This is a genomic window from Rhodococcus sp. P4_B6 (assembly GCF_056402215.1).
On the sequence record NZ_JBFUHV010000022.1, the window covers coordinates 1 to 13,517 of the forward strand.

The 13,517-nt window shown below is 65.6% G+C and carries 12 protein-coding genes; 5 read left to right on the forward strand and 7 right to left on the reverse strand.

Translation table 11 applies throughout. From position 1 onward, the window contains the following. The 7 genes from AC1DWT_RS13535 to AC1DWT_RS13565 form a co-directional block, all read right to left on the reverse strand. A partial coding sequence (locus tag AC1DWT_RS13535) for a biotin carboxylase N-terminal domain-containing protein (RefSeq protein ID WP_477920934.1) occupies positions 1–307 on the reverse strand: 307 nt, incomplete at its 3' end. Positions 308–317: 10 nt separating this feature from the next. Further along, on the reverse strand, positions 318–1,856 hold the full coding sequence (locus AC1DWT_RS13540; RefSeq protein WP_072937280.1) for an acyl-CoA carboxylase subunit beta: 1,539 nt from the start codon (positions 1,854–1,856) through the stop codon (positions 318–320). Positions 1,857–1,879: 23 nt separating this feature from the next. Beyond that, positions 1,880–4,099 carry an acetate--CoA ligase family protein gene (locus AC1DWT_RS13545; RefSeq protein ID WP_477920936.1) on the reverse strand — a complete coding sequence of 740 codons (2,220 nt, stop codon included), beginning with the start codon at positions 4,097–4,099 and terminating at the stop codon, positions 1,880–1,882. Positions 4,100–4,260: 161 nt separating this feature from the next. Further along, positions 4,261–5,163, reverse strand: coding sequence for a LysR family transcriptional regulator (locus AC1DWT_RS13550; protein ID WP_072937215.1), 903 nt, complete (start codon positions 5,161–5,163; stop codon positions 4,261–4,263). A 123-nt stretch (positions 5,164–5,286) separates the two neighbouring features. Continuing rightward, positions 5,287–6,102, reverse strand: coding sequence for an SDR family NAD(P)-dependent oxidoreductase (locus AC1DWT_RS13555; RefSeq protein ID WP_072937214.1), 816 nt, complete (start codon positions 6,100–6,102; stop codon positions 5,287–5,289). Positions 6,103–6,106: 4 nt separating this feature from the next. Continuing rightward, positions 6,107–6,976: an ABC transporter permease gene (locus AC1DWT_RS13560; RefSeq protein WP_072937213.1), complete on the reverse strand. Its 870-nt coding sequence runs from the start codon at positions 6,974–6,976 to the stop codon at positions 6,107–6,109. A gap of 41 nt (positions 6,977–7,017) precedes the next feature. Then, positions 7,018–7,848 (reverse strand): SDR family NAD(P)-dependent oxidoreductase, encoded by an 831-nt coding sequence (locus AC1DWT_RS13565; protein ID WP_167372202.1) that lies wholly within the window; start codon positions 7,846–7,848, stop codon positions 7,018–7,020. A gap of 472 nt (positions 7,849–8,320) precedes the next feature. Between AC1DWT_RS13565 and AC1DWT_RS13570 the strand changes: the two genes are divergently transcribed. From AC1DWT_RS13570 to AC1DWT_RS13590, 5 genes are read left to right on the forward strand one after another with little or no spacing between them, the layout of a single operon-like run. Beyond that, a complete protein-coding gene (locus AC1DWT_RS13570; RefSeq protein ID WP_167372201.1) occupies positions 8,321–9,067 on the forward strand; it encodes an ABC transporter ATP-binding protein in 747 nt (248 codons plus the stop codon). After that, positions 9,060–9,866, forward strand: a complete 807-nt coding sequence (locus AC1DWT_RS13575) for an alpha/beta fold hydrolase (RefSeq protein WP_477920938.1) — start codon at positions 9,060–9,062, stop codon at positions 9,864–9,866. Before AC1DWT_RS13570 ends, AC1DWT_RS13575 begins: the two co-directional genes overlap by 8 nt. A 49-nt stretch (positions 9,867–9,915) precedes the next feature. Continuing rightward, a complete protein-coding gene (locus AC1DWT_RS13580) occupies positions 9,916–11,820 on the forward strand; it encodes a flavin-containing monooxygenase (RefSeq protein ID WP_477920940.1) in 1,905 nt (634 codons plus the stop codon). A 48-nt stretch (positions 11,821–11,868) separates the two neighbouring features. Further along, positions 11,869–12,711, forward strand: coding sequence for an alpha/beta fold hydrolase (locus AC1DWT_RS13585; RefSeq protein WP_072937209.1), 843 nt, complete (start codon positions 11,869–11,871; stop codon positions 12,709–12,711). Beyond that, entirely contained in the window at positions 12,711–13,445 is a 735-nt protein-coding gene (locus AC1DWT_RS13590) for an SDR family NAD(P)-dependent oxidoreductase (RefSeq protein WP_206013527.1), read from the forward strand. The genes AC1DWT_RS13585 and AC1DWT_RS13590 overlap by 1 nt, the downstream gene beginning before the upstream one ends. The last annotated feature ends 72 nt before the right edge of the window (positions 13,446–13,517 follow it).

Genomic DNA, 13,517 nt, shown 5'->3' on the forward strand with positions numbered 1-13,517 from the left:
GTCCGGACTGGGCCACCAGTCGGGCGAAGTCGGCGTTCTCGGCCAGGAATCCGTAGCCCGGATGCACGGCGGTCRCACCGGCTTGCTGTGCGATTCGCACGATCTGAGCGCCGTCGAGGTACGCCTGCACCGGCGTGTCGCCCTCGAGCTGAACGGCGTGGTCGGCCTCACCGATGTAGGGCAGGTCCGCATCGACCTTGTGGTACACGGCGACGGTGCGGACACCGAGCTTGCCGGCGGTCGCGATGATCCGCCGGGCGATCTCGCCGCGATTCGCGACCAGCAGGCAATCTGGAAATGAGTTCATCACATCGTCCTCAGTAACTCGTCGGCCAGGCGCGCAGCAGGTGCTCGCCGATGCCGTTGGTCCGGGCTCGGTAGTGGTCTTTCAGCGCGCCGAGGATGAAGTCACGGGTCTCGGCGGGATCGATGACCTGTTCGACGCCGAAGACGCGTGCGACGTCGTACGCGGTAGTCCCCTTGGCCATCTCGGCGAGGCGCTGCGCATAGAGTTCGGGGTCGGACTCCGCGTCGACTCCGTGGACGACCGACACCGCGGACGTGGGATCCATGAAGCTCACCTCCGTCGACCACCAGCCTGCAGTCGTGTCGGCGGTCAGTCCGCCACCCATGTTGATGTAGGCCTGGCCGTAGTTCTTGCGAAGCGTGACAGCGATCTTCGGCACGGTCACCAAGGACAAGGCGTTCATCCAGTTGATGACCTTGCCTGCGATCTTGTTCCGCTCGGCTTCCAATCCGATCAGGAATCCCGGCTGGTCGACGAGGAACACGACGGGAATGTTGTAGGAGTCGCAGAGAACCAGGAAGCTGGTCGCCTTGTCACACGCCGGACCGTCGAGCGCCCCGCCCTTGAACATCGGGTTGTTGGCGATGATGCCGACGCTCTGTCCACCGATCCGGACCAGCGAGGTGTCCAGGCTCTTGCCGTAACGGGCCTTGATCGGGAACACCGAACCGGTGTCGGCGACGATCTCGATGACCTTGCGTACGTCGTAGGTCTGGGTGCGGGCCTGGGGAACGATGTCGTTGAGTTCGGCGGCACGCTCACCCGATCCACTCGGGATCGGCGCGACCGGCGGTGTCTCACCGTTGTGCGAAGGCAGGTACGAGAGGAACCGGCGGATCAGTTCGATCGCTTCCTCGTCGGTGTCGGCGACGGCATCGGCGTAGCCGGTGACCTCCGCATGAACCTTCCAGCCTCCGAGCTCCTGGGCGTCGACTTGCTGACCGGTGGCGCGGCTGACCAGTCCGGGGCTCGACACCGCCAGGACACTCCCCTTGCGGAAGACCGCGAAGTCGGCGGACACGGTGTGCCACGCGGCCGATCCGAAGCAGTATCCGAATGCGGCCGATGCCCAGGGACTTTCGCGCTGCCGGAGGAACCGCTTCTTGCTGTTGGCGGCGCCCATTCCGGTCCCGCCCATCGCGTCCGGCATCCGGACCCCGGTGGACTCCGACAGGTAGACGAGCGGCATCCCGACCTGAACGACGAGTTCCTTGAAATGGGACATCTTCTTGTTGCTCACCGGACTGCTCGACGACCCCTTGACGGTGAAGTCGTAGGCGATGACGGCTGCGCGCCGGCCGTCGACCTCGCCGGTTCCGGTCACCTTGCCGTCCGCGGGAGTTTTGTCGCGATCGGCGTCGACGGCCGAGGTCGTGAACAACCCGCTTTCCCGGAAGGTTCCGGGGTCGAGCATCAACGCAATCCTCTCGCGGGCGTTGAGTTTGCCCTCGGCGCGCCGCTGCTCCAGCTTCTTCGGGCCACCCATCGCCAGCGCGGCTGCGCGGCGTTCTTCGTGCTCCTGCTCGCGGCTGAGCGTGGGTTCAGCCATGACTGTGTCCTGTGACATCTCTACTACCTTCCGTCTGCGTCGCGTGACGCCTGGTATGTCCGCTGTCCCTGCTCGAGAACCGCCCGTGCGGCGAGGGCCGCGTCCTCGAAGGCCGGAAAGACCGGGATTCCGCGTGTGCGGGCGCGGTGCGCGTACGTCGTGATCAATGCCTCCGTGTCTGCGCTGCCGTCAGACTTGAGCACGAGAAGTTGGTGGGTGTTCGACGTGGCTTCGTCGCGGGCGCTTGCGATCGAGTCGATGACGGTGCCGGTCACGTCGCCGTGGGTTTCACCGAGGTTGCGCTGGATGATGCCCACATTGAGGTGGGAGATCAGCACTGCCGGCTCACTGCCGGCGAGCACCACCGCGAGAACGTCCTTCGCGATCGCACCGTTCTTGACGGCGAGCGTCCCCGCGGGCACGTCGATCGGGTTGCGCAGTCCGTTGCCCGGCGGCAGGCCCAGGCCGTCCAGTTCCTCGACCACGGAATCGGCGAGCGGCGGTGTGGCCAATCCCTGCCGCTCGAGTGCGTCGGCGCCGAGGACGCTCGCGCCGCCGCCGTTGCCGAACAGAACGGCATCGCGACCGTTCGGCTTGACCGTGAGGTCGAGCGTGGACAGGGCATGCAGGGCCGTCGCGAAGTCCTCGAGTGAATCGACGAGTGTCATTCCGGCCTGCCGCGCGATCGCGGGCCACAGTCGGTGATTTCCCGCGAGGGCACCGGTGTGGCTGGTCGCCGCCCGCGAGCCTTCGCTGGTTCGGCCACCGGCGAGAAGCACTACCGGCTTGCGCATTTCGGCCCGGGTCAGCACGTCGAGCACCTCGCGTGCCGCCGCCAGCGACTCGAGGTACAGGCCGATGACACGGACCTCGTCGTTCCGTAGGGCGGATTCGACGAGCTCTGCAGCGGTGACGTCTGCGCCGTTCCCGATGCTGACCACGCTGTGAAAGTCGATGCCGCGCAACGATCCGACGCGCAGGATGTCGACACTCAGCCCGCCGCTCTGCGAGACCACAGCCGTCGATCCCGGCGTCAGAGGTGCTTCGGGCACGAACGAGAGTCGACCGGCCGAGGCGTGCGTGCCCAGGCAGTTCGGGCCGATCAGCCGAATGCCCGCGTCGCGGACGGTCTGGACCAGGGTCGCCTCGAGATCTTTTCCTTCCTCGACCTCACCGAAGCCGCTGGAGATCACCTGGGCAAACCGAACTCGGCCGGCGCCTCGGCTCAGTGCCTCGCTGACACGGGTCGCAGGCAGCGCCACGAACGCGTAGTCGATCGGTTGATCGACCTCGGCCAGCGACCGCACCGTGGGAAGTCCTTCGATGCTGTCCGCGGTCGGGTGGATCGGCACGATGGTGCCGTCGAACCCGCCGCTCAGAATGTTCCGGATGAACCGGTTCGCGAGATTCGGCCGCTGACCGCTCGCGCCGAGGACGGCGATCCTGCGCGGATGGAACAGCGGCGTGAAATCGGTGGCGCGGCCGTCATCACGGTCCCCGGGTGCGGATCCGGTGTCTTCCACCGGACCGACGACGAAACGCGCGTCCACGGCCACTGCGCGTGTTCCGGACACGATGACCGGGTTCAGGTCGATCTCGATCACGTCGTCCGGCAGCGACTGCAGCAGACCGTTCGGCCCGGCGAGTCGCGAGATCAGTGTCACCAAGGCAGGAATGTCTGCCTTCTCCCCACCGCGGGCTCCGTCGAGCACCTTCATGCCGCGCAGTTCGTGCAGCATATCGAGAATCTGTTCGTTCGCGAGCGGCGCGAGACCGAACGCAACATCCTCGAAGACCTCGACCAGTACGCCGCCGAGGCCCACCATCACGGTCCAGCCCAGCCCGGGAGCCCGAACTGCTCCCACGATCACCTCGTGACCGGACGGGACCATTTCCTCGACGAGGAGGCCGTCCAAGCGGTGCCCGGCGGCGGCCAGTTGCTCGCCCATCCGTGCAGCGACCTCGTCGATCTCGTCGCGGCGCACCCCCACCCGCACGCCGCCGGCGTCGGACTTGTGGACGAGCGTGGACGAGATGGCCTTGACCACCAACGGCTCGCGAATGTCGTCGGAAATCATCTGGCCGACAGCAATTTCGATGCCCCGGGGGGTGTCGATCCCGAAGGCGGAGAGCAGGGATTTACCTTCCGCCTCCGTAAACATCGCCGATTCTCTTTCCCGTGCAACGGAAATGAGTTCGGCGACTGCGTCCCGGGTGCATGGCTGTGCTGTATCGACTGACACCTGAAGTTCCTCACTGAACGTCGGATCCGGCGGCGATCTCGCTCGCTCGGCACGTATTCAGTGTGGTCAGCCGCACAGGGCTTGGGAAGGTCCGCAGCGTTGGCGGGGTGATACGGGTGCGCTATCGGACCGTCGCGACCGTGTCCCGGTCGACGGCGCCGTCAGTAATTCTTGGCAGATTCCCGCAACAACCCCAGGAATGCCTGCACCGCAGACGTCCGCGCTTCGTCATTCCTGACGATCGCGGAGATGCGGGCATGGGCCCACTCGAAGGGAAGGGGCACGAGCGCGACGCCGTTGCCGCTCACCGTCGAGCTGAGAAGTGTATTCGCCATGCAGATCCCGACGCCGGCGCGCACCATGTTCTGCGACGCTTCGGCGTTGTTGGTCGCGTAGACGATCCTGGCTTCGATTCCGTCGAGTAGCTGCTCGAAGGCGGTACGGAGGATGCTGGTCTCCGCCGGGAAGATCAGCGGCTCGCCCTCCAGGTCGGCGGCCTCGAAGCCGTCCTTGCTGGCGAGGCGATGGTTCTCCGGGACCGCCAGCACCAGTCGGCCGGAGATCAAGTCGACGTGGTGCAGCAGAGCCTGCTCCGCCGGAATCAAATCGATTCCGGCCAGACGCGTCACCAGGCCCACGTCGAAATGGCCGCTGAGGACGCCGCGGCTCACCATTCTCGACGGACCTTCCTCCACCTCGAAACGCACATTGGGAAAGTCGCTCAACAGGCGCTTGACCACCCCGGGAAGGATCGTCTGAGATCCCGCGGGCACCGTGCCCAGGCGGACGGTGCCGAGTTTCAGGCCGCCGATGGCGCTGGCCTCCTCGCGCATCAGGTGTTCGGCCTGAACGGCGGCGACCACGTGCGGCAGGATCCGTTCGGCCGCGTACGTCGGTCGTACTCCCTTGGCACCGCGAACCACGAGCACGACGCCGAGGTCCTCCTCGAGCCGCTGTACCTGGTTGGTGATCGTCGGCTGAGAGATGTCGAGTTCCTTGGCGGCTTGACGGAACGATCCGGTCCGAAGCGCTGCTTCCAGATATCGCAACTGCTCGAATCTCATCGGTCTCCCTCGGTGCTGCTATGCGACGTGGCCCACATTACAGCTCGTCGGGGGCTCTCCGAACTCAGCGTCGCCCTGTTCGCAGCACTCGACACGAAACCGCGAGCGGACCGACCCGGCCGGTCAGTTCACCAGGTCGTCGAGGCCCGTCGAGTCCCGCGACAGGGAGCCGCCCTCGACGGGAATCGTTGTACCCGTGATGTATCCCGCGGCGGGAGACAGAAGGAACGCGACGGTGGCGGCGATCTCGAAGGGCTGACCGAGTCTCCCGAGCATGGGCCGTCCGGCCAGGATCCGGGAATCGTTCAGGCTTCGCGGGGTCGCGGCAACGCGTGGCGAGAGGAAGAGGCCCGGGGCGACCACGTTGACGCGAACACCGCGGGGTCCGTGCTCGGCGGCCAACTCCTTGGACCACACTTCGAGTGCCGCCTTGGCGGGGCCGTAGCCGGGTGCCGTTCGACCGCCGTGAGAACCCATCACACTCGAGACGTGGACGATCGCGCCGTGGCTGATCAGCGGGGACAGCCGGCGCGCAGACAGAAAGGCGTGGGCCAGGTTCACCCGGAAGTCCTGATCCCAATCCGCCAGTCCGTAGTCGGCGATCTGCTTGCGATGCATCCGGCCGATGACGTCCACGTAGCCGTTGATCTGTCCGAACTCGGCGATGGCACCGGCCGCCGCGATGTCGATGCCCTCTTCGGTGGTCACGTCCGCGACCACCGACGGCATCCGCAACGAGCCGGCGACGGCGTCGACGTCGTCACCATTGACGTCGACGCACAGAACGCGGCCGCCCAGGGCGACGATCGTCCTGCTGACGTGCTCACCGATCCCGCCGCCTGCGCCGAGGACGACGTAGGAATTGCCGTCCAGCCGGAACAGACTGTGGTGATCGATCGTCTCGGCGAGAAGTGGCTGATCGGGGTCGTCGATCTTCACCGACTCACCTCGTCCACTTGGTGACCAGCTTCTGCAGGCCGGAGATCGAGACGTCCAGGACCATGGACAGCAATCCCATGGCGATCAGGATCGCGAAGGTTTCCGCGACCTGGAAATTGTTGGTCACGACGACGAGGCGCTGCCCCAGGCCGGTGTAGGCGCCGACCATTTCCGACACCACGGCGCCGAGCACCGAGTAGACCGCGCCGAGCCTCAGGCCGCCGACGATGGCAGGCAGAGCCGCGGGAATCTCGATCTTGAAGAAGCGCTGGGTCCGCGTCATGCCCAGCGACTTGGTCAACTGAGCGATGTCGTGGTCGATGCTCTTCATCGCACCCATCGTGCTGGTCATCAGGACGAAGAACACGACGCTGAAGGCGACGAGGGCCTTCGGTCCGAAACCCAGGCCGAACCAGAGGATGAAGATCGGTGCCAGCGCGGGCCGCGGAAGGCTGTTCATCAAGGTCAGGAAAGGTGAGGCAGCGGTGTGGAGGACCTGGACGCGGGCGAAGACGACACCTGCGAGGATGCCGGCGATCGCACCGGTCACCAGCCCTACCATCGCCCCGCTGAACGTCGCCGTCACATCGGTCCAGAAGACGCCGTCGCTCAGCTGGTCGATGAACGCTCGCGCGACATCGAGAGGGGCGGAGATCATCATCGGGTCGACGATCATGTTTCCGGAGACATAGGCCCAGACGGCGACGAAGAGTGCGAGTGCACCCACCCGAAGCGACCAGACGAGGATCTTTTCGTTGCGCCGGGCGCGACGCCGTTCCACGAGGATCGTGTTGTCGATATCCGCCGGTTCGTCGTTGTTCGCGACTCCGCCGATCGACGCGACCGTGCGGGGCGCTTCAGTGATGGATTCCATGCCGGGACCTTCCCTTCGAGTCTTCTGGACAGCTGTGTGGGTCAGGCATCGAGCGGTCCTCGGACGAGCTCGACGTCGGCGGCCGAGGAGGTGTGGGGGCCGCCGGTGACCTGCAGGACGGTTCCCGTGATGAAGCTTGCGGCGTCGGAGCACAGGTACAGGCACGCATCGGCGACTTCTTCCGGCCTTCCGACGCGTCCGAGTGCGAGGTAGCGGCCGAACTTCTGCTCGGTTTCGGGAGACGCGAAACGAGACGCCGGCGTCAGAGTGGCGCCGGGTTCGACGCAGTTGACTCGAATGCCACGATCCGCCCATTCCCAGGCCATCGTCTTCGTCAGCGAGGCGAGCCCCGCTTTGGCTGCCGCGTAGGCGCCGCGGAGCGGGTGCGCGTGGTTGGCCGATCCGGATCCGACGTTGATGACGTTTCCGCCGCCCTGACGTTCGAAGACCGGCAGGCATGCGCGGGCCGTGTGGAAGGCCCCGCTGAGATTGGTATCGATCGTCGCGTTCCAGGCATTGACCGACAGGTCCTCGAGGCGCGACGCGAAGTTGCCGCCGGCATTGTTGATCAGGACGTCGATCCTCCCGAACTGTTCGAGAGCGGTCCGGACGAGATCTTCGGCGGTCTTCGGCTCGCGGATGTTGCCGGCGACGAGGGCTGCCTTTCGCCCGAGCGCTTCGACGCTCTCGACTCTTGCCTGGAGCGTTTCGGCGTTGCGCCCGTGCAGGATCAGATCTGCTCCCGCTTCCGCGAACTTGTCGGCGAGCGCCGACCCGATACCTCCGGAAGCGCCCGTCACTATGACGACCTGGTCCGTGAAGTCGAAAGTGGTCTGACCCACCTTGTTGATGGTGGCGGCTTCTCTGGTCACCTGACGTCCTCCTCGTGATTCGCACCCTGTGTGGGCAGCTTGTGACGCACTGGGAGCCGTTCCCGGCAAGGTGCGTTCGAGTTAGCGTCGTGCCATTCGAGGCCGTGGACAATGACTGAATCGCTATCAAGGCGATAGCCCCCGGGCGGGCCTCTTTTCCTTGACACCGTCGCCGACGTGTTCAACGATTCATAGGCCGATAGGGTGATATTCACCACAGGGTCATGCAGTCCGGATCCACCGCGGATTTTGTGCCGATTCAGCAGATCGTCCGGCACGGGAGGCAGCGATCGGTCGGCCCCGCACACACATCATCGGATTGACGGTGTCCGATTCATCCCTACGGTCAAACAGTGAGAGTGAGAATCTTGTGACTGGTCTAGCTGAAACTCCGACGAGGCCCACTACCGCCAAGGGGGTCTCGGTCGAGTTCGAGAATGTCCGCCACGCGTTCCTCCACGGCAATCGACCGGTGCGCGTGCTGGACGACTTCAACCTCCGCATCGAGCCGTCCGAGTTCGTCAGCATCGTCGGTCCGTCGGGCTGCGGGAAGACCACGGCGCTCGGCATGGTCGGCAACCTCCTGAAGCCGCGCAGTGGAACCGTTCGCATCGACGGAGCGGAGGTGAGGCCAGGCAGCAATGACGCGGCCTTCCTCTTTGCGCGTGATGCGCTCCTTCCGTGGCGACGGGTCCGCAGCAACGTCGAACTCGGCATGGAGGTCCGGGGCGTTCCCAAGGCAGAACGACGCGAGCGCGCCGAGGAATGGCTTCGTCGTGTCCGTCTGCACGAGTTCGCCGACTCGGACGTTCTCCACCTGTCGCAGGGCATGCGCCAGCGCGTTGCGATCGCCCGCACCCTGGTCCAGAGCCCCGGCGTCCTTCTGATGGACGAGCCGTTCGCAGCGTTGGACGCCCAGACCCGCGCGATCCAGCAGGAGGAGTTCCTCCGGCTGTGGGAGGCCGAGCGACCGACGGTCATCTTCGTCACCCACGACCTCGAGGAGGCCATCCTGCTCAGCGACCGCGTCATCCTGATGGCCAGCAGGCCGGGCCGCATGGTGGTCGACATGAAGATCGAACTCGAGCGGCCGCGACATCAGGAGATGCGCAGGTCCTCCGATCTCTTCAAATCCTATTTCCACGATATGTCCGCCCGGCTTCGGGCCGAAGTCGATCTCGCCGAACAGCGGATGATGGAAGAAAACCAGAATGACTGAAACTCTGCAGACTGCGACTACCGCCGATGGCGCCACCATCGCCTATCAGCAATTCGGCCGAGGGCCACGCCTGATCACGTGCCTGCACTCCCTGGCGTTGGACGGATCCTGGTATGCGCCTTTGGCCGAGGCTCTCGGAGACGACTACCGTCTGCTCGCGCCGGATTTCCGCGGGCACGGCATGACTGCGCGCGGAGGATCTGCCATCACTCTCGGTCTCATTGCCGGGGACGTCGCCGCGATGTGGGACACCGAGAACGTCGAGAGTTCGGTGGTGTTGGGAATCTCCTTGGGAGGCATGGTCGCTCAGGCGGTGTCGGGCAGCTTCCCGAACCGGGTCGACGCGCAGATCCTGATGGCCACCCGAGGCGCCTATGATGAGGAGGCCATTCGCGGAACTTCGGCCCGCGCGGCGGAGGTTCGTGCACCGAACGGCCTCGAGCAAGCCGAGGAGATGACCATGCATCGCTGGTTCGGCGACGCATCGCGAAACGAGGCAGACCCGTTGGTTCGGAAAGCTCGCGAACAGTTCCGGAACGCCGGCGGCAACACCATCGGCGCCTATTTCGACGCCATGACCGAGGTCGGCACGTTTCACACCGATTCACCGCCCCCGACCCTCGTGGTCGGCGGCGACGACGACCGAAGCACCCCTCGTGCCGTGATCGAACAGCTCGCAGCGTCCATCACGGGTGCCGAACTGCGCTTCGCCAAGGGCGGACACCTCGCCGCCTTCGACAACCCCCGCGAAGTCGCCGCCACGGTGCGACCTTTCCTCGAGGGCCTCGACTGCTGGTAGCCACTCGGCCCACGTGCACACTGGTTCCACATACTGCTACGGAGACGACATGGATTTCACGCTCGATCGCGCGATGACAGAGGATGAGCTTCGCGCACACCTCGATTCGGCCCTCACGCCCGCGCTCCTGATGTTGACGGCCCACGTCACGGGTGACGCCGGCRTACTGCGTACGGAATGGAAGCCCAACCGGGCGACGTTGCCTGCCAGTGGACTCGCACCCGAGACCGACGCGGAGATCAGAGCCTTCTGCCTGAAGCGCCTCGCACCGTACCTCTCCTCGCAGCGGGACTGGGCTGCACTGCCCGACGATTCCCTGCGTGAGTCGATGTGCACCTGGTTGATGGACGAGAACATCGAGGACGCCCAGGCTCTGGCCGCGGTGGCCTTCACACCCGACGACAGCGATCCTCGCGGGCCGGAGTGGAATCTCGACGAGATCGCTCCCGACAGCGGCCTGAGTGCCGTGGTGATCGGCGCCGGATTCTCCGGTCTCCTTGCCGGACTTCGACTGAAGCAAGCAGGTGTGCCCTTCACGATCCTCGAGAAGAGCACGAATGTCGGTGGCACGTGGTACGAGAACAGCTACCCGGATTGCCGGACCGACGTCCGCAGCCACATCTACACGTACTCGTTCGTTCCGCACGACTGGGTCACGCACTTCGGCCGCCAGCAGGCCATCCACGAGTACCTGTACAACTTTGCGGCGAAGAACGGCCTCCTGGAGCACATCTCGTTCGGCACCGAAGTGACCGCGACCCGGTGGGACGAGAGCACCAGCACCTGGACGATCGACACCCGCACGTCCGACGGCGTCGTCGGCTCAGCCGAAGCTCAGATCGTCGTCAGCGCTGTGGGACAACTGAACCGGCCGATGATCCCCGCAGTCGACGGCCTCGACACCTTCACCGGCCCGGTAATGCACTCCGCACAATGGGACCACAGCATCGATTTCGCCGGCAAACGCGTCGTCGTGATCGGGACCGGCGCCAGCGCACTGCAATTCGCTCCGGCGGTCGCGAAGGAAGCGGAGCACGTCACGATCTTCCAGAGGAGTGCCCCCTGGTTGCGGTCGACGCCGGTGCTCCGGCAGGAGATCGACCCCGGCGAGCGCCGGCTCCTCACGAATCTGAAGCACTACCGCGCCTACTACCGTTTCTCCATCTTCCTTCCCCGCCTCATCGGCAACCTCCCGGCCGCAACGGTCGATCCGGACTTTCCGCCGACCGAGGTCTCGGTGTCCGCGGCCAACGAGGCCCTTCGTGTCGAGCTGACCGACTATCTCACCGAACAGGCCGGCGACCGACTCGATCTGCTCGAGCAGATCATGCCCGACTACCCGCCCGCCGCGAAGAGAATCATCTGCGACGACGGCACGTGGGTCGCCACCCTCAAGCGGGACAACGTGCGCCTGGTCAGCCAGGCCGTGCAACGGATCGACAAGGACGGTGTCTGGATCGGTGACGAGCACGTCCCCGCCGACATCATCCTGTTCGGAACCGGCTTCAAGGCTTCGGAATTCCTCGTCCCCATGACGGTGACGGGCATCGGCGGACAGGACCTGCACCAAACCTGGGGTATCGACGCCAGCGCCTACCTCGGCATCACGCTGCCCGGCTACCCCAACTTCTTCTGCATGTACGGCCCGAACACCAACACCGTCATCCACGGCAACCTGGTGTTCTTCCTCGAGTGCCAAGCCGCGTACATCATCAGCGCGGTCCAGATGCTGGCCAAGGGCGGCCACCGTTCGATGGCCCTTCGACCGGACGTGTTCACCGAGTACACCGACGAGGTCACCAAGGAGAGCGCCAAGCGCACCTGGGGCTGGTCGAAGACCCACAGCTGGTATCAGAACGCCGCCGGGCGGTCCACCATCATGTGGCCACTCCCGGCCCGGCAGTACTTCGAGCGCACCAGCGCGGTGCACGACGAGGACTACCACATCCACTGACCCGCACGACGTCATCATCCGCATTTTTCATTTTCACCGGAGGCTACTTTGATCACCGAGACGACGGCAGTTGTCGCCAACCTCGAAACCCGCTACCTGACGGGCGGTCCGGAAGACGGCGTCCCCGTCGTGTTCCTGCACGACGGCGCGTGGGGCGGCAGCGCCGACGTGACGTGGGGGCAGGTCCTGCCCCTGGCCGCAGAGAAGTACCGGGTCATCGCCCCGGACTTCCTCGGTTACGGCGGATCCGCCAAGTCCGTTCGCCTGGATGTCTCGCCGTTCGCTTTCCGGATCCGGCACGTCTTCGCCTTGCTCGACCATCTCGGCATCGACGGTCCGGTGCACCTGGTCGGAAATTCGTTCGGTGGATCGGTGGGTCTGCGGGCGCTGGCCGACGGTGACTATCGATCCCGGATCGCCTCGGTCACCACACTCAGTGGCACCGGCGGCCCCTGGAAAGCGCCGGACATGGGCAAGCTGCGCGACTTCGACGGTTCGGTTGCCGGTATCGAGGCGTTCGTCGACCTGCTGTGCGACGACTTCTCCGGCAGGGCCGGACAGGTGGACGCCCGGTACAGGTGGGCCGTCGCGCCCGGTCACTTCGGGTGCATGAGCGCTCCGCATCTGCCGGTACCCGAGGCGTTGCGGAAGGAGCGCCCAGCCGATCCCTACCCCGCCACACTTGCCGGTGTTCAGACCCCCGTGCTGCTCCTCGAGTGCTCCGAGGACGTGCTGCTCGAGGCGGGGTGGAGCAAACACCTCCAGGCCGAACTCCAGAATTCCCGCGCCATGGTCCTGCCCTACCGGCACTGCCCGAACATCACCCATCCGACGGAGACGTGGGCCGTGATCGGCGAGTTCCTCGACAGCTGCACCGGCGGTACGAACTGATGCCGACCCCGGGCGGCAATGCCGCGACCGCGTCCACCGTGGGTTCGCTCGTTCTCACCGGCGGATCGTCCGGAATCGGCGCCGGGTTGGCGGGCGATCTGGCAGGCGAGTGGGACATCACCGTCGTCGATCGGGATCTGCCGGAAACGCCTGCCCCCGGCGTGACGTACCTCCAGGGCGACATCACCACCGACGACGCGGTCGACACGGTTCGCAAGTCCCTGACCGAGAACGGCCGGGCAACGATCGACGGCATCGTCCACTGCGCGGGCATCGGCGCATTCGGCCCCTTCATGGAGATGCCGAAGTCCGAGTGGGAACGGGTGCTTCTGGTCAACCTTCACGGAACACTCAATTTCGTCCAGGGCGTCGCCGACATGGTCGCAGACGGCGGCAGAATCGTCCTGTTCTCGTCCGGGACGGTCTTCAAGGCCCCGGCGAGCGCAGCGGCTTACGCGGCCTCCAAGGCCGGCGTGATCGGCTTTGCCCGCAGCCTCGCCGCGGAACTCGGAGCCAGGAACATCACGGTCAACGTGATCGCCCCCGGTTTGGTGCTGACCCCACTCTCGACGGCGATCGCCGCAGGTGAAGAGGCCAACATCAGCACGCGAGCGATCAAACGACCCGCAACGGTCGAGGACTTCATCGGCCCGACCCGATTCTTCCTCTCCCCCGGCTCCTCCTTCGTCACCGGGCAGACGCTCGTCGTCGACGGAGGTTCGATCCGCCGTTAGGCGGCGCCGCCCGGACCGCCACCGGTCGCCTGCTCGACGGCCGCGTGACCGAATTCCGGATCGTCTCGGTCC

What these genes read in the sequence shown, in the direction of transcription:
- AC1DWT_RS13560 (WP_072937213.1), bottom strand. Translation starts at nt 6,976, where the DNA reads ATGGAATCCATCACTGAAGCGCCCCGCACGGTCGCGTCGATCGGCGGA.
- AC1DWT_RS13550 (WP_072937215.1), bottom strand. Translation starts at nt 5,163, where the DNA reads ATGAGATTCGAGCAGTTGCGATATCTGGAAGCAGCGCTTCGGACCGGA.
- AC1DWT_RS13575 (WP_477920938.1), top strand. Translation starts at nt 9,060, where the DNA reads ATGACTGAAACTCTGCAGACTGCGACTACCGCCGATGGCGCCACCATC.
- AC1DWT_RS13540 (WP_072937280.1), bottom strand. Translation starts at nt 1,856, where the DNA reads ATGGCTGAACCCACGCTCAGCCGCGAGCAGGAGCACGAAGAACGCCGC.
- AC1DWT_RS13590 (WP_206013527.1), top strand. Translation starts at nt 12,711, where the DNA reads ATGCCGACCCCGGGCGGCAATGCCGCGACCGCGTCCACCGTGGGTTCG.